This is a genomic window from Pseudomonas sp. GW821-FHT09E12 (assembly GCF_059416085.1).
In genome coordinates this window covers 103,664-119,056 of sequence record NZ_JBWKOM010000012.1, presented here as the reverse complement: position 1 = coordinate 119,056, position 15,393 = coordinate 103,664, and the positions used below count along the sequence as shown (strand labels likewise).

The following is a 15,393-nucleotide window of genomic DNA, read 5'->3' as shown; positions in this document are numbered from 1 at the left end:
GATCCTTAATTGGGATTAATCGTACAATCGTCCGCTTTTATGGCCACTCCGGCAGGTCGAGCCCCTTGACCGTCCGGAGCGCGCGAGACCGGACGCTTGATGACGATACAAAAAGTACCGCAGCAGTTGCTCTATCTGGTTTATGGCGGCAAAGAGGTTTATCGCCATGAAGCGAAGTTCAGCATTCTGACGGCCCTCGACCAGAGCAAGAGTGCCGAGCCGCTGGTGATTCGGGTCATGACCGACCGTCCCGAGGATTACCGCGGCTGGCCGGTGCAAGTGGTGCCGTTGAGCGAGCAAACGCTGGTCGAGTGGCAGGGTGACCAGGGCTACTACCACCGGCGCAAGGCCTGTGCCTTTGCCGCGGGCCTCGTGCTGGCGGACAAGACCCTGTTTGTCGATACCGACACCTTGTTCGAGGCCGACCCGCAGCGGTTGTTCGATCGCATCGCGCCCGGCCGGTACCTGATCGACGAAGACGAGTTTCTCTGGTCCGAAGTCCGTACCCGGCCTGAGTTCGTCAAGCTCGACCGCTATCTGCAGGCCAGCGGTCAGTCGGTAGCCGACGACCAGCGCCTGTTCAACAGCGGGGTTTGTGGCCTGACGGCTGGCGATGGTCCACTGATGCAAGCCTCGATTGCCTTGATTGACGAGTGGAGTGCCCACATCAAGGACCTGCACACCCTGGAACAGATCGCCTTGTCATTCGCCTTGCGCGGTCAATCCGTGGGCGAGAGCAAGAGTTGCATCTATCACTACTTCTCCGACAAGGACTTCTTCCACGCCATGCAAGCGCTGTTCTTCCAGCGCCATGGCGAAGCCTTCCGGCCGGAGTTGCTGCGCCTGCAGCGCGAGGTCCCACGGCGTAAACCCTTGCCGTCGCTGTTTCAGCGTTCGCGGATCAAGTTCTACTTGAGGCGGCAGAACAAGGACATGCAAAAAGTCGGGCGCGATCTGCTGTATGGCAGCTGCGGCCCGATCTCGCCCTATGTCGAGGCTTGCCGCCATGTCTGGTGGGATCAGGGGCTGCGTCAGATCCAGCGCCGGTGCATGAGCCAGCAGGCGCCGATTCGCGCGCTGGCGCGTGGCGAATGGCCGGCCGGGTTGCCCAGGCCGCGTAACCGCGATGTGGAAAAACGTCTGCGCAGCTACCTGCAACAGCATTTGCAACCTCACGGGGCTACACCCGGGGCTAACTGATGGGGCTGTAATGGGGCCTGGCGCCTTGAGCTGATTCGGGGCGTCGAGCTATTCCCGCGCAGGGTGGCCGAGCAAACGGCTTGACGCTCACGCATGTGCCTTCCCATGGCGAATGTCCTGTCGCGCGAATGCTGGCTTGGAGCTAGCATTCGTACGGCTCTGCAAATCATTCCTTTGGCTGATTTGGCAGAGCCAGCGGCGCTCTAGAGTGAGCGTTCTTCAGCCACGACCGTGCAGTCACGAAAAGGGATGCTTATGTTGCAGACTCGCGTTATTCCGCCAGCCGAAGGCGCCTACCAATACCCGCTATTGATCAAGCGGCTGCTGATGTCCGGCACCCGTTATGAGAAGACCCGTGAAATCGTCTACCGGGACAAGCTGCGTTACAGCTACCCAACCCTGATCGAGCGCGTGGCCAGGCTGGCGAACGTGTTGACGGCTGCCGGGGTCAAGGCCGGGGATACCGTGGCGGTGATGGATTGGGACAGCCATCGCTATCTGGAGTGCATGTTCGCCATCCCGATGATCGGCGCGGTGATCCATACCATCAACGTGCGTCTGTCACCGGAACAGATCCTGTACACCATGAATCACGCCGAGGACCGCTTCGTGCTGGTCAACAGCGAGTTTGTCGGGCTCTACCAGGCGATCGCCGGGCAACTGAGCACGGTGCAGAAAACCCTGCTGCTGACCGACGGCCCGGACAAGAGCGCCGACCTGCCCAACCTGGTGGGCGAATACGAGCAGCTTCTGGCGGCTGCCAGCACCCAGTACGCCTTCGAGGATTTCGACGAAAACTCGGTGGCCACCACCTTCTACACCACAGGCACCACTGGCAATCCGAAGGGTGTGTACTTCACCCACCGCCAGCTGGTGCTGCACACCATGGGCGTGGCGGTGATCATGGGCAGCATCGACAGCGTGCGCCTGCTGGGCACCAGTGATGTGTACATGCCCATTACCCCGATGTTCCATGTGCATGCCTGGGGCCTGCCTTATGTGGCGACCATGCTCGGCCTCAAGCAGGTCTACCCCGGCCGTTACGACCCGGAACTGCTGGTGGAGCTGTGGCGCAAGGAAAAGGTCACCTTCTCCCATTGCGTGCCGACCATCCTGCAGATGCTGCTCAATGCCAAGGCGGCCCAGGGCACGGATTTCGGCGGCTGGAAGATCGTCATTGGCGGCAGCGCGCTCAACCGTGCGCTGTACGAGGCCTCCAAGGCCAAGGGCATTCAGCTGACGGCGGCCTATGGCATGTCGGAAACCGGGCCGCTGGTGTCCTGCGCTCACCTTAACGAAGAACTGCTGGTGGGCACCGAGGATGAGCGCACTACCTACCGGATCAAGGCCGGCGTGCCCGGACCTCTGGTGGAGGCGGCAATTGTCGATGGCGACGGCAACTTCCTGCCGGCCGATGGCGAGACCCAGGGTGAGCTGGTGCTGCGCGCGCCCTGGTTGACCGAAGGCTATTTCAACGAGCCGCAGAAGGGCGCAGAGCTGTGGGAAGGCGGCTGGCTGCACACCGGCGACGTGGCGACTCTCGACGGCATGGGCGTGATCGATATTCGCGACCGGATCAAGGATGTGATCAAGACCGGAGGCGAGTGGGTATCGTCCCTGGCCCTGGAAGACCTGATCAGCCGTCACCCGGCGGTACGCGAAGTAGCAGTGGTGGGGATCCCCGATCCGCAATGGGGCGAGCGCCCGTTCGCCTTGCTGGTGGTCCGTGAAGGGCATGCGATCGAGGCCAAGGAGCTCAAGGAGCATCTCAAGCCGTTTGTCGAACAGGGGCACTTGAGCAAGTGGGCGATTCCCAGCCAGATCGCCCTTGTTACTGAAATTCCCAAGACCAGTGTCGGCAAGCTCGACAAGAAGCGCATCCGCCTCGACATCACCGAATGGCAGGCCAACAACAGCACCTTTCTTTCGACGCTATAAACACCCTCTACCGTGCCCGAAAGGGCACGGTAGAGCCCACCAAGCAAGCGCTTGCCTTGTCAAATCCGAATTTTCAGCCATCCTTGCCGTGCCGGCATTTGCCGGACTGGCGAAAGGACCGTTCCAGAGTGGTTGGAGGCTGCAAATCACACTTTAGAGGGATCAAGCCGTACCACCCGCTGGCTATAGTCCGCCCAAGGATTTTTAAGAACGGGGCAACCGCACAACATGGGGCGATGCAACTTTGAACGACTTCGGGGCTGACTGGGTTCCGCCCGTTCAGAGCGTTTTTAAAAGTGCTCACTGCCATAACAATAAAGCACATGGAGTAGCGTCGATGACATCAGTAAACCAGTTCTGGCGCCGGGCGAAACTGCCTCTGGCCGTCAGTCTCGCCTCTACGCTCGCCGGACCTGCCTTCGGCGTCAGTTTCAACATCGGTGAAATCGAAGGTCAGTTCGACTCTTCTCTATCGCTGGGTGCGAGCTGGTCTACCCAGAGCCCCAACAAGAATCTGATTGGTGTCAACAACGGCGGCCATGGCCTGTCCCAGACCTCCGACGATGGCCACGCTAACTTCAAAAGCGGCGAAACCTTTTCCAAGATCTTCAAGGGCATCCATGACCTTGAACTGAAATACGGCGACACCGGCGTCTTCGTCCGTGGCAAGTACTGGTATGACTTCGAGCTCAAGGACGAAAGCCGCGAGTTCAAGGACATCAGCGACAGCAACCGCAAGGAAGGCGCCAAGTCCTCCGGTGGGCAGATCCTCGACGCCTTCATCTACCACAACTACTCGATCGCCGAGCAGCCGGGTTCCGTGCGCCTGGGCAAGCAAGTGGTGAGCTGGGGTGAAAGTACCTTCATCGGCGGCGGCATCAACTCGATCAACCCGATCGACGTATCGGCTTTCCGCCGTCCTGGCGCGGAGATCAAGGAAGGCCTGATCCCGGTCAACATGTTCTACGTCTCCCAGAGCCTGACCGATAACCTCTCGGCCGAAGCCTTCTATCAGCTGGAGTGGGACCAGACCGTCGTCGACAACTGCGGCACCTTCTTCTCCCAGCCGGACATCATCGCCGACGGTTGCAGCGACAATCTGCGGGTGTTGAACAAGCGCTCGACCATTCCGTCGATTGCCCTGGGGCCACTGGCCGCCGCGGGCGTCGACGTCAATCAGGAAGGCGTGCTGGTGCGTCGTGGCCCGGACCGCGATGCACGGGACAGCGGGCAGTGGGGCGTGTCCTTCAAGTACATGTACGAGCCGCTCGACACCGAGTTCGGCGCGTACTTCATGAACTACCACAGCCGTGCGCCGATCTTCAGCGCTACCGGTGCTCCGCAGTCGGTCTTCGACCGTGTCGCGGCCTTGCCTCCAGCGTTCCGCGCCCTGGGCCCACTGGTGGTGGCGGGCAGCTCCGAGTACTTCGTCGAGTACCCTGAGGACATCCGCCTCTATGGCCTGAGCTTCTCCACCACCTTGCCTACCGGTACCGCATGGAGCGGTGAGATCAGCTATCGCCCGAACGCTCCGGTGCAGCTGAACTCCACCGATATCCTGTTCGCCGGTGTTCGCCCCCTGGGCGGCACCCTGGCCAATGCCTCGCTGCTCGACGGCTCCCCGGGTCAGGACCTGCACGGCTATCGCCGTAAAGAGATCACCCAGCTGCAGACCACCTTCACCCACTTCTTCGATCAGGTCATGGGCGCGAGCCGCTTGACCCTGGTTGGTGAAGTCGGCCTGACCTACGTGGGCGGCCTGGAAAGCACCTCCAAGGTTCGTTACGGCCGCGATCCGGTCTATGGCCCGGGCGAACTGCCTGCCACCGGCAGCCTGGACACCTGCTCGCAGATCCTTAATACCAGCACCATCAACGGCGCGGGTCCAGGCGCGGCGACCAACAATCGCAGCCGCAACTGCAACGACGACGGCTTCACCACCTCGACTTCCTGGGGTTATCGCGGTCGTGCCATCTGGGAATACAACGACGTGTTCGCCGGTGTGAACCTCAAGCCGAACGTGGCCTGGTCCCATGACGTCAGCGGTTACTCGCCTGGCCCTGGCGGCAACTTCGAGGAAGGTCGCAAGGCTATCAGCCTGGGCGTGGATGCCGAGTACCAGAACACCTACACCGCGAGCCTGGCGTACACCAACTTCTTCGACGGCAAGTACACCACCGTGGATGACCGTGACTTCGTGGCCCTCAGTTTCGGCGTGAACTTCTAAGCACTGCATTTTCAGGAAGAACAAGAATATGAAAGTAACCAAGAGTCTGTTGCAGGTCGGTGTCCTCGGGCTGTCGCTGCTGGCGACCGGGGTCATGGCCGCGGTCTCGGCCGATGAAGCGGCCAAGCTGGGTACCTCCCTGACGCCGATGGGCGCGGAAATGGCCGGTAACTCAGCCGGCACCATTCCGGCCTGGAAAGCCTTGCCGACCAACGCCGGCAGTGTGGATGGCAAGGGCTTCCTGTCCAACCCGTACGCCAGCGAGCAGCCGCAGTTCACCATCACCGCGCAGAACGTCGAGCAGTACAAGGACAAGCTGGCGCCAGGGCAGTACGCGATGTTCAAGCGCTACCCGGAAACCTACAAGATGCCGGTCTATCCTTCCCATCGCGGCGCCACGGTGCCTGCCGATGTGTTCGCCGCGATCAAGGAAAACGCCACCAAGACCAACCTGGTCAGCGGCGGCAACGGCCTGGAAAACTTCAAGACCGCCATTCCTTTCCCGATTCCGAAAAGTGGCGTGGAAGTCATCTGGAACCACATCACCCGCTATCGCGGCGGCAGCGTGACCCGCCTGGTGACCCAGGCGACGCCACAGGCCAACGGCTCGTTCAGCCTGGTGTACTTCCAGGACCAGTTCGTGTTCCGCGACAAGATGAAGGACTACGATCCGGCCAACCCGGGCAACATCCTGTTCTACTTCAAGCAGAAAGTGACCGCGCCAGCGCGTCTGGCCGGTGGTGTGCTGCTGGTGCACGAAACCCTCGATCAGGTGAAGGAGCCGCGTTCGGCGTGGGTCTACAACGCTGGCCAGCGTCGTGTGCGTCGCGCCCCGCAAGTGTCGTATGACGGTCCGGGTACCGCCGCCGACGGCCTGCGTACCTCCGACAACCTCGACATGTACAACGGCGCGCCGGACCGCTACGACTGGAAGCTGGAAGGCAAGAAGGAGATGTACATCGCCTCCAACAGCTACAAGCTCGATTCGCCGCAACTGAAGTACGCCGAGATCATCAAGGCCGGCCACATCAACCAGGACCTGGCTCGCTACGAGCTGCGCCGTGTCTGGCACGTGGTCGCGACCCTGAAGGAAGGTCAGCGCCATATCTACGCCAAGCGTGACTTCTACATCGATGAAGACACCTGGCAGGCCGCGGTGATCGACCACTACGACGGTCGTGGCCAGCTGTGGCGCGTGGCCGAGGCGCATGCCGAGAACTATTACGACAAGCAAGTGCCGTGGTACGCCCTGGAAACCCTCTACGACCTGCAGTCCGGTCGTTACCTGGCACTGGGCATGAAGAACGAAGAGAAATCGGCCTACGACTTCGGCTTCACCGCCACCACCAGCGACTTCACTCCGGCGGCCCTGCGCCAGGATGGCGTTCGTTAACCCGCGGTAAATCGAGGCGCATCCTCGATCGACGCCCCGACTGGTTCGGGGCGTTTTTTATTGTCTGCGTTTTTCTACAAGACCCGGGGCGGCCTCTGTAGGAGCGAGCTTGCTCGTGAAAAAACTCCAGACAATGCCACCTCCCGGTAAAACCGCGCCGCCTTTATCGCGAGCAAGCTCGCTCCTACTGGTACGCGGGGAACGCTGAAAAACCCGGTTGTATTCTTTTTCTATCCATCTGTAGCAAAAATCTTCAACAGGGGGCTTTTTACCGCTAGTCTGCCGACATCTGTATTGCCGACAACAGCACTTCAATAAGAGTTGGCCATGACTGATCTGTCCCGTATCCAGGGGCCTGCCGGTGCGGCCATTCCCGCGCCGGAAGGGCGCTTCTACCGACCTCCCTTGCCCGACGGCTACGTACTGCGGCCGCGTCTGTGCGAGCGCTTGAGCGCGGGCCTCAATGGCCGGCTGCTGTTGGTCAGCGCACCGGCCGGTTTTGGCAAGAGTTCGCTGGCGGTGGAGTTCTGCCAAAGCCTGCCGCCGCACTGGCGCAGCCTGTGGCTGGGGCTCAGTCGCCGGGACAGCGATCCGGGACGTTTTCTCGAGCGCCTGCTTGAGGGGCTGCAACAATATTTCGCCCAACTGGGCAACCAATCCCTCGGGCTGCTGAAGATGCGCCAGCGCCACCAGCCCTTCGCCTTCGAAGAGTGGCTGGACGGGCTGCTCGATGAGTTGGCGACCCATCTTTCCAGTGCTTCTCCCTTGTTGCTGGTACTGGACGATTACCACCTGGCCCAGGGGCCGGTGCTCGATCGCTGCTTGCAGTTCTTTCTCAATCATTTGCCCGACGGCTTGCTGGTGCTGGTAACCAGCCGCCAGCGCCCGGACTGGCACCTGGCGCGTCTGCGCCTGTCGCGGCAGTTGCTGGAACTGCATGAGCAGGACTTGCGCCTGACCTACGACGAATCCCTGACCCTGCTCGACCGGCACAGCAGTTCGCTGCGCGGCGAGGCGCTGGAAAGCCTGATCCTGCGCAGCGAAGGCTGGGTGGCGGGGCTGCGTTTCTGGCTGTTGGCGGCCTCGGAGGCGGGCAGTGGCGCAACCTTGCCGCAGTCGCTGAATGGCGGCGAAGGACTGATTCGCGATTATCTGCTGGAAGAAGTCATCGATTGCCTGCCTGCCGAAGTGCAGTCGTTCCTCTACGACACGGCGCCCCAGGAACGTTTCTGCAGCGACCTGTGCGATGCATTGCGCGAGTCCCACGACAGTGCCGAGATCCTGCGTTACCTGTTGGCCCACCAGGTATTCCTGGTGCCGCTGGACGAGCAGGGGCACTGGTACCGTTATCACCACCTGTTCTCCGACCTGCTGCGCACCCGGCCCACCGCCAACGAGATATTGCCGCCGGCCAGCCTGCACCTGCGGGCCTGTCGCTGGTTCAACGCCCAGGGGCTGCTGGACGAAGCGGTGGAGCAGGCGTTGCGCGCCGGGCATCTGGACGTGGCGGCGAACCTGGTACAGAACCTGTCCGAGGAACAACTGCTGGCCGAGCAGAACGTCGGCATGCTGCTGCGCTGGAAAATGGACTTGCCCGACAGCCTGCTGATCAGCACCCCGCGGCTGATCGTGCTGTACAGCTGGGCGCTGGGGCTGGCGTGCCAGCTGGACGCCGCCGAGGAGCTGGCCAGCCATTTGAGCCGCTTCCTGCCAGCCCCCTCGGCCACCGCGCAGAAATCCATGCTGGCGCAATGGCTGGCCTTGAGCGGGATCGTCGCCCGGGGGCGTGGAAATCGCGAGCTGACCCTGCTGTATTGCACCGAAGCCCTGGAAACCTTGCCCCAGAAACGTTACGGGCAGCGGCTGGTGTGCCTGTCGACCCTGTCCAACCTGGCGATCGCCGATGGCGACCTGTGGCGTGCCCGGGGGCTCAACCGCGAGTCCCTGGAACTGGCGCAGCGGGTCGGCAACCCCTTGTTCGAGGCCCTGGCCCATTACGACCGGGCCCGGGTGCTGCAAGCCCGCGGCGAGATCCTGCGGGCGCTGGATGAGGTCCGCCAGGGCTTGCAGCGCTTGTATGGCCTGTCGGCGCAACGCCTGTACGCGATACGGGCGCGGCTGACGCTGTACGAAGGTTACCTGATGGCGTTGCGCTGCCAGCCCGAGACCGGACTGGCGCGCCTGCGGGCGGGGCTGGTCGAGGCACGGGCCTGTCGCGATATCAGCGTGCTGATCGGCCATTGCGTGATCGCCAACCTGGAAGGTCACAACGGTGAATTTGCCAAGGCCTTTGCCGAGCTGGCCGAGGCCGAACGCCTGATGCACATCTGGGACGTACCGCCGATCTACTACCTGGCGATGATCACCCTGGTCAAATGCGAACTCTGGCTGGCCCAGGGCCGCACCGACCTGGCGCAGGCCTGGCTGGCTCGCCTGGGGCAGACCTACACCGGCGACCAGGCCGCCGCCGCGCCGGAATTTCATCCACAGCTGCCGCTGCATATCGAATTGCAGCAAGCCTTGCTCGACAGCATCCAGGGCGAGCCGGCCCTGGCCGAGCAGCGCCTGGACAAACTGCTGGAGCATGGCCAGCAGACCGGGCGGCAGATGCTCAATGTGATGGCGCTGAATCAGAAGGTCGCGCTGTTGCTGGCCCAGGGGCGCGACCCCGAGGCCCGACAGGCCTTTGCCCAGGCACTGGAGGCTGCCGTGGGTGGGGCATTGCAACCCTTCGAATGGGCGGTGCGGGCGCATCCGGCCTGGGTTCGCGAGCAACTTCAGCAGGGGGCGGCGACGCCATTGCGCCAGACCTTGCTCGAACGCCTGCCGGCCGCCGTGACACGTGATTCCCTGGAGCAGCATCACGGTGAAGCCCTCAGCTCCCGCGAGCTGGCGGTGCTGCAACTGATCGCCCAGGGCTGTTCCAACCAGGAAATCAGCGATCAGTTGTTTATCTCGCTGCACACGGTGAAGACCCATGCCAGCCATATCAACAGCAAGCTGGGGGTGGAGCGTCGCACCCAGGCCGTGGCCCGGGCCCAGGAGTTGGGATTACTGGGCTGATTGAGCGCTCAGCTGATCTTGCAGGTATCGTCCTCGGCTCGCTCCTGGGGCGAAGCAGGGGGCTCTGCGGTGTTGAAGTCCAGGGTCACGGTGAAGCGCTGTTGTTCGGTGAGGACCTGGATGTGCCAGCCCAGCCTGGCGCACAACTGGCGCATCAGCTCCAGGCCCAGGCCGTAGCCGAAGTCGCTGGATTCTTCTGACTGGCTGGTATCACGGATACGGTTGACGATGCGCAGTTGCAGCTGTTCGAAGGTGATTTCGATGCTGCCTTCTTCAGCATATTGCAGGGCATTGCGCAGAAAGTTACCAACCACGATTCGGCAGGCGGTCAGGGGCAGGCGACAAGGCTCGTTGCTGATGTCGAGGATCAGTTCGATATCCCGCTTGCCGATCAGGTAGCGATGCTCCTGGATCAATTCGTTGAACAACTCGGCCATGTCGATGGCTTCTTCCGGCAAGGGTTCAACGCGCTCGCGGCTCATCCACAATAGCGTCTCGGCAATGCGCTGCATGTTCAGCACCGAGCGTTCGATACGTTGCAGAGGCGGGGGCAGGGAGCCCCCGGCCTGCAGGGTCAGCAGTTCCAGGTTGGCCTTGAGCACCGCCAGCGGCGTGCGTAACTCATGGCTGGTGTAGCGCAGCAGGCGCCCTTCGCGCTGGCTGGCGGCCTGCACCTGTTGCACGCTCTGGGCCAGGGAGTCGGCCAGGACATTGAACTCCTTGAAACGGAAATTCGGGCGTTGGCTGGACACCTCCTCCGGATCTTTCAGGGTGGTGGACCACTGGGCCAGCCGGCCGAGAGGGCGTACCAGCCACCAGACCAGCAGGGCGATGATGATCAGTGCCGGGATGAATACCGCCAGACTGATGACATTAATGCTGTTCAGTTCGTGATCGAGATAGGCATCCGACAACGGGGTCTCGACCTCGCCACCTTCTTCATGGTCGTGGTCGACATCGAACATGTAGAGGATTTTGCCGTCACCCAGGGGCTGGGCCAGGATCGCTTTGACTTCATCCTGTCCATCGGCGTCCAGTTCACCGAACACCTGCACGGCGCCGAAGGACAGGGTTGGCGGCGTATCCAGTAACTGGCGAATTTTCGGCGGCAGCGCTTCCTTGCCGATAACGCTGCTGAAGAAATAGTTCTGCGGCGGGGCAAGGCTTGGGTCTTTCTTGTAGTGCCTGACGAAATACAGGGCTTCTTCTTCCATCATGGCGCTGGCGGTATAGAGCAGGCCTCGGATGCTATAGCTCGATAGCAGCTGGCTGTAGATCAGCAGCACCACGGCGATCAACAGCAGAAAACTGCCGCTGATCACCCATTTCAGACTCAGCCCTTTACGCATGGGGTCCTCAACTGCACACCGACGCCAGAAATAGTGTGGATCAGCGTTTGGCTGAAATCCTTGTCCACCGCCTTGCGCAAGCGGTGCATGTGCACCTTGAGGGTGTTGCTGTCCGGCGGCTCGTCGCCCCAGACCGTCGCCTCGAGACGTTCGCGCCCCACCGGCTCGGGACTGGCGCGCATCAGGCACTCCAGCAGGGTCCAGCAGGTGGGCGACAGGTGCAGTTCCTGTCCGGCGCGGCTGACCTTGCGGGTGGACAGATCCATGGTCAGGTCGGCCACTTGCAGGCGGCTGGCCTGGCCGCTGCGCCGCAGGCTCAGGGCGCGGATCCTGGCCACCAGTTCGGCCAGTTCGAAGGGCTTGACCAGGTAATCGTCGGCGCCCATGGCAAAGCTGGCGAGCTTGTCCGGCAGGGCATCCAGCGAGGTGAGCATCAGGATCGGTGTCTGTTTGCCCTGTTCGCGCAGCTGTTTGCACAGCTGTTGGCCGTCCAGGCGCGGCAGCATGATGTCCAGCAGGATCACATCATAGTGTTGGCTCAGCGCCAGGTTCAGGCCGGTCTGGCCATTACTGGCGTGATCGCAGACGATCCCGGTGATCTCCAGGTATTCGATGACGGTGTTGGCCAGGTCGAGGTTGTCCTCGACCAGCAGCAGGTGGATATGCACGGGAACGTCCCCTTGGACCTGTGTCGCTCAGTGGCCCAGAGGATAACGGAGCCGGCGCGTTTTTTACCGATGTTTACCTGGCGTTAACCCGCCGGGCTCTAGGGTGGCGGCTTTTACACCAAGAGAGCGCCACCATGAACCTGTCTCCTGTCGTCAAAGGCATTCTGCTGGTCTTGATTGTCATCGGCCTGATGGCCTGTGCCTTGTCGCCCAGCACGTCTGTGGCGCGCCTGGGCGGGGGTGGGCCGCTGTCAGGGTTCTTGACCGGGAATGGGGGCGGGCTGGCAGCAGGATCGGGCTCTATTGCCTATGTCTTCTGAAAAGACCTGCGCGGGTTACACCGACCAGTTGGTGTTGTGCCTGTTGCTGATTCTTTGCGTGGCGCTTGCGCTGGGCACCTATATCGTCCGGCTCAATGCGCGTATCGATCAACAGCGTGAGCTGTCGCCGGTGCATCTGCTGGAGTGCGGCAACGGGCGCGGGGCTTTTATCGTCGATCCCCATGGCCGGCGCAGCAGCAGTGACAATTGTTATCTGATCGAAGAGGATGAGTAGCCGATGTAGCGGCCCCAGGAAAATCCGGCACTGAGTTCAAGCGCAAGAAACGTAGTTCTTGCGCTTGAATGTCGGTCTACAGTGCAGGCGTACCGAGATGAAGGCCAGGTCCGGGCCTGATCTCCCTGGAAGATAAAGGAGGCTTACCATGTCCTGCGTATTCAAATTGATCAACTCGCCCGTCGGTCAACTGACCCTGGTTGCCAGAGGCACGAAGCTCGCCGCGATTCTCTGGGAGAACGAACGCGAAAACCGGGTGCGTCTCGGCCCGTTGCAGCCTGCCGAGGATCATCCGGTCTTGCTGGAAACCGAACGCCAGCTCAAGGAGTACTTTGCCGGCAGCCGCGATCGCTTCGAACTGGAACTGGACTTTGTCGGCACCGAGTTCCAGCGCAAGGTCTGGCAGGCGCTGCTGACCATTCCTTTCGGTGAAACCCGCAGCTACAGCCAGATTGCCGCGCAGGTGGGCAGTCCCAAGGCCGTGCGCGCGGTCGGTGCGGCCAATGGCCGGAACCCGATCTCGATCATCGCGCCTTGCCACCGGGTGATCGGCGCCTCGGGCAGCCTCACCGGTTTTGCCGGCGGCCTGCAGGCCAAGCAGTTTCTGCTGGCGCTGGAAGGCGAGGAAACCCTGCAGTTGGCGTTCTGACTGTGAATGATTGCCGCCCCGGGGGCGTGGGCGGCAGTTGTCGTTGTCTGCATTGCGCGGCAAAGCAGCGGCTGCAAGCTGTGCGAGAATGGCCCATCGATTTCTTCAGGAACATCCCATGGAAGCCGCCAAGCCCACTCTTATTCGCGAAACCTTCCCCGTCGGTCCCTTGCAGTGCAACTGCACGATCATTGGCGATTCTGTTACAAAAAAGGCCATAGTCGTCGACCCGGGTGGCAATCCCGACCTGATCATGGCGCGGCTCGATGCGCTGGGGCTGAAGGTGGTGAGCATCATTCATACCCATGCGCACCTGGATCACTTCCTGGCATCCGGACAGATGAAGGAGAAAACCGGCGCGACCCTGCACCTGCACAAGGAGGATCAGTTCCTCTGGGACAACCTGGAGATGCAGTGCAGCATGTTCGGTGTGCCTTACACGCCGGTGCCGGCACCGGATCGCTGGCTGGCGGACGACGAAGAACTGGCCTGCGGTTGCGGTGTGGCCCTGCATACGCCGGGACATACCCCAGGTTCCATGAGCTTCTGGTTCGCAGAGGCTAAGCTGCTGATTGCCGGCGACACGTTGTTCAAGCGCGGGGTAGGGCGCACGGATCTGTGGGGGGGCGACCAGGCCACCATCGTCCGTTCGATCAAGCAGCGTCTGTACACCCTCGATGAAGACGCGACTGTGGTGGCCGGGCATGGTCCGGACACCCGCCTGGGCGATGAAATGCGTGAAAATCCCTTTGTCAGGGCCTGAGCTTTGCTGTCAAAAGTTTCACGGAATTTTTGTCATTGGCCGTGTTCAAACGCCTGCAAAGGTCTGTTGCCAACGTCTGCTGCATCACAGAATGAAAAAAGTAGGAGCTTCTCCATGTTCACCTCGCGTCGTTTGATCGTTGTTGCTACCGCTGTGGCCTTGTTGTCCGGCTGTGCTTCGCCTAACCCCTATGACAATCAGGGGCAGGCCGACGGCTCCACGGGCATGAGCAAAACTGCAAAATACGGTGGCCTGGGTGCCTTGGCCGGTGCGCTGGCCGGTGCCGCCATCGACCACAACAACCGTGGCAAGGGCGCGCTGATCGGCGCCGCGGTAGTCGGTGCTTCCGCCGCCGGCTACGGCTACTACGCCGACCAGCAGGAAAAGAAACTGCGTGCCAGCATGGCCAATACCGGGGTCGAAGTGCAGCGCCAGGGCGATCAGATCAAACTGATCATGCCGGGCAACATCACCTTCGCCACCGATTCGGCGAACATCGCCCCAAGCTTCTATCAACCGCTGAACAACCTGGCCAACTCCCTCAAGGAGTTCAACCAGAACCAGATCGAAATCGTCGGCTACACCGACAGCACCGGCAGCCGCCAGCACAACATGGACCTGTCCCAGCGTCGCGCCCAGAGCGTGGCGACCTACCTGACCTCGCAAGGTGTCAGCGGTGCCAACCTGTCGGCCCGTGGCGCTGGTCCGGATAACCCGATCGCCAGTAACGGCGACGTCAATGGCCGTGCGCAGAACCGTCGAGTGGAAGTGAACCTCAAGGCGATTCCTGGCCAGCAGTATGGTGGTCAGCAGCAACAGCCGGGTACGGTTCAGCAGTATCCGTAACTGATCGTTTGAATGAAGAAATGCCCGATCCTGTGATCGGGCATTTTTGTGTGGCCTTTGCCAGCCTCTTCGCAGGCTTGCCCGCGAAGAGGTCCGATCAGCCGCTATCAAATCACCAGATACAAAAAAGCCCCCGGACAACCGAATTGTCCGGGGGCTTTTTACTGGACGCGAAGCCTGATTACTTCTTCAGGCCATAATGCTCGTCGAGCATGCCAGGCGCATTAGGCGTCTTTGGCGCGTAGTCCCGTGGCGGTTCCTGGTCGCGCGGTGGCGTCAGGCGTTCCCGTGGAGCCTGCACCGAGTCGGAGTGCAGCGCGGCCAGCAGGCGTTGGCGGGTCAACTCGTCCAGGGCCAGGCGGTTGGCGCCCTCGGCGAGGTGGTCCTGCACTTCCTGATAGCTTTGAGTGAGTTTTTTCACCAGGGTGGCGGTGCTGTTGAAGTGGGTGACCACTTCGTTCTGATAGCTGTCAAAACGTTCCTGAATATCATCCAGCTGACGTTGCGTGCGGTTAGGCGCGGCATTCGGCAGCAGGCGAGCGACCAGAAATCCAATGGCGACACCCGCGATCAGGGCAAGAGTCGGCAACAACCAAACTAGGAGCGAGTGTTCCACGAGTCCTTCCTCTATAAACGGCTTTGCTTTACGTTAACGGCTCGAACCTGCGCTGTATACCGCGATTCACTCGCAATAGATTGGCACAGACAATTTGCTAGACGAGTCGACCCGATTCGAGGTCAC

13 protein-coding genes are annotated in these 15,393 nt (G+C 61.5%); 10 read left to right on the top strand and 3 right to left on the bottom strand.

The features are described 5' to 3' along the window. Window positions 1-99: 99 nt before the first annotated feature. From AC07PQ_RS28575 to AC07PQ_RS28555, 5 genes are all read left to right on the top strand, one after another. Window positions 100-1,200 carry a hypothetical protein gene (locus tag AC07PQ_RS28575; protein ID WP_493186623.1) on the top strand — a complete coding sequence of 367 codons (1,101 nt, stop codon included), beginning with the start codon at window positions 100-102 and terminating at the stop codon, window positions 1,198-1,200. A 255-nt stretch (window positions 1,201-1,455) separates the two neighbouring features. Then, window positions 1,456-3,138 (top strand): fatty acid--CoA ligase, encoded by a 1,683-nt coding sequence (locus AC07PQ_RS28570; RefSeq protein ID WP_101339060.1) that lies wholly within the window; start codon window positions 1,456-1,458, stop codon window positions 3,136-3,138. Between the two features lie 337 nt (window positions 3,139-3,475). Beyond that, the gene (locus AC07PQ_RS28565) at window positions 3,476-5,365 is read left to right on the top strand and encodes a DUF1302 domain-containing protein (protein WP_007928418.1); all 1,890 of its coding nucleotides are present in this window, start codon (window positions 3,476-3,478) and stop codon (window positions 5,363-5,365) included. A gap of 28 nt (window positions 5,366-5,393) precedes the next feature. Continuing rightward, on the top strand, window positions 5,394-6,758 hold the full coding sequence (locus AC07PQ_RS28560; protein WP_007928419.1) for a DUF1329 domain-containing protein: 1,365 nt from the start codon (window positions 5,394-5,396) through the stop codon (window positions 6,756-6,758). Between the two features lie 327 nt (window positions 6,759-7,085). Further along, complete coding sequence (locus tag AC07PQ_RS28555) at window positions 7,086-9,821, top strand: winged helix-turn-helix domain-containing protein (RefSeq protein ID WP_493186622.1); 2,736 nt, start codon at window positions 7,086-7,088, stop codon at window positions 9,819-9,821. Between the two features lie 8 nt (window positions 9,822-9,829). Here the strand turns inward: AC07PQ_RS28555 and AC07PQ_RS28550 are convergent, their stop codons facing one another. Together AC07PQ_RS28550 and AC07PQ_RS28545 are read right to left on the bottom strand one after the other, a co-directional pair. Then, window positions 9,830-11,170, bottom strand: a complete 1,341-nt coding sequence (locus AC07PQ_RS28550) for a sensor histidine kinase (RefSeq protein ID WP_007928421.1) — start codon at window positions 11,168-11,170, stop codon at window positions 9,830-9,832. Then, window positions 11,155-11,838: a response regulator transcription factor gene (locus tag AC07PQ_RS28545; RefSeq protein ID WP_085532350.1), complete on the bottom strand. Its 684-nt coding sequence runs from the start codon at window positions 11,836-11,838 to the stop codon at window positions 11,155-11,157. The genes AC07PQ_RS28550 and AC07PQ_RS28545 overlap by 16 nt, the downstream gene beginning before the upstream one ends. Window positions 11,839-11,972: 134 nt before the next feature. On the opposite strand from AC07PQ_RS28545, the gene AC07PQ_RS28540 reads away from it, so the two are divergent. The 5 genes from AC07PQ_RS28540 (at window position 11,973) to AC07PQ_RS28520 (ending at window position 14,651) form a co-directional block, all read left to right on the top strand. Further along, window positions 11,973-12,158: a hypothetical protein gene (locus AC07PQ_RS28540; protein ID WP_493186621.1), complete on the top strand. Its 186-nt coding sequence runs from the start codon at window positions 11,973-11,975 to the stop codon at window positions 12,156-12,158. After that, entirely contained in the window at window positions 12,148-12,393 is a 246-nt protein-coding gene (locus AC07PQ_RS28535) for a hypothetical protein (protein ID WP_037035256.1), read from the top strand. Before AC07PQ_RS28540 ends, AC07PQ_RS28535 begins: the two co-directional genes overlap by 11 nt. Before the next feature lie 148 nt (window positions 12,394-12,541). Beyond that, a complete protein-coding gene (locus AC07PQ_RS28530) occupies window positions 12,542-13,042 on the top strand; it encodes a methylated-DNA--[protein]-cysteine S-methyltransferase (RefSeq protein ID WP_007928425.1) in 501 nt (166 codons plus the stop codon). A 118-nt stretch (window positions 13,043-13,160) separates the two neighbouring features. Next, on the top strand, window positions 13,161-13,805 hold the full coding sequence (locus AC07PQ_RS28525; RefSeq protein ID WP_493186620.1) for an MBL fold metallo-hydrolase: 645 nt from the start codon (window positions 13,161-13,163) through the stop codon (window positions 13,803-13,805). A gap of 114 nt (window positions 13,806-13,919) precedes the next feature. After that, window positions 13,920-14,651, top strand: coding sequence for a YiaD family glycine zipper/OmpA-like lipoprotein (locus AC07PQ_RS28520; protein WP_009045527.1), 732 nt, complete (start codon window positions 13,920-13,922; stop codon window positions 14,649-14,651). Window positions 14,652-14,832: 181 nt separating this feature from the next. Here the strand turns inward: AC07PQ_RS28520 and AC07PQ_RS28515 are convergent, their stop codons facing one another. Further along, window positions 14,833-15,267 (bottom strand): Z-ring associated ZapG family protein, encoded by a 435-nt coding sequence (locus AC07PQ_RS28515; RefSeq protein WP_007928428.1) that lies wholly within the window; start codon window positions 15,265-15,267, stop codon window positions 14,833-14,835. Window positions 15,268-15,393: the final 126 nt, after the last annotated feature.

Bases quoted from the DNA above. Each gene is read 5' to 3' on its own strand.
- AC07PQ_RS28575 (WP_493186623.1), top strand. From the start codon at position 100: ATGACGATACAAAAAGTACCGCAGCAGTTGCTCTATCTGGTTTATGGC.
- AC07PQ_RS28570 (WP_101339060.1), top strand. From the start codon at position 1,456: ATGTTGCAGACTCGCGTTATTCCGCCAGCCGAAGGCGCCTACCAATAC.
- AC07PQ_RS28565 (WP_007928418.1), top strand. From the start codon at position 3,476: ATGACATCAGTAAACCAGTTCTGGCGCCGGGCGAAACTGCCTCTGGCC.
- AC07PQ_RS28560 (WP_007928419.1), top strand. From the start codon at position 5,394: ATGAAAGTAACCAAGAGTCTGTTGCAGGTCGGTGTCCTCGGGCTGTCG.
- AC07PQ_RS28555 (WP_493186622.1), top strand. From the start codon at position 7,086: ATGACTGATCTGTCCCGTATCCAGGGGCCTGCCGGTGCGGCCATTCCC.
- AC07PQ_RS28550 (WP_007928421.1), bottom strand. From the start codon at position 11,170: ATGCGTAAAGGGCTGAGTCTGAAATGGGTGATCAGCGGCAGTTTTCTG.
- AC07PQ_RS28540 (WP_493186621.1), top strand. From the start codon at position 11,973: ATGAACCTGTCTCCTGTCGTCAAAGGCATTCTGCTGGTCTTGATTGTC.
- AC07PQ_RS28535 (WP_037035256.1), top strand. From the start codon at position 12,148: ATGTCTTCTGAAAAGACCTGCGCGGGTTACACCGACCAGTTGGTGTTG.
- AC07PQ_RS28530 (WP_007928425.1), top strand. From the start codon at position 12,542: ATGTCCTGCGTATTCAAATTGATCAACTCGCCCGTCGGTCAACTGACC.
- AC07PQ_RS28525 (WP_493186620.1), top strand. From the start codon at position 13,161: ATGGAAGCCGCCAAGCCCACTCTTATTCGCGAAACCTTCCCCGTCGGT.
- AC07PQ_RS28520 (WP_009045527.1), top strand. From the start codon at position 13,920: ATGTTCACCTCGCGTCGTTTGATCGTTGTTGCTACCGCTGTGGCCTTG.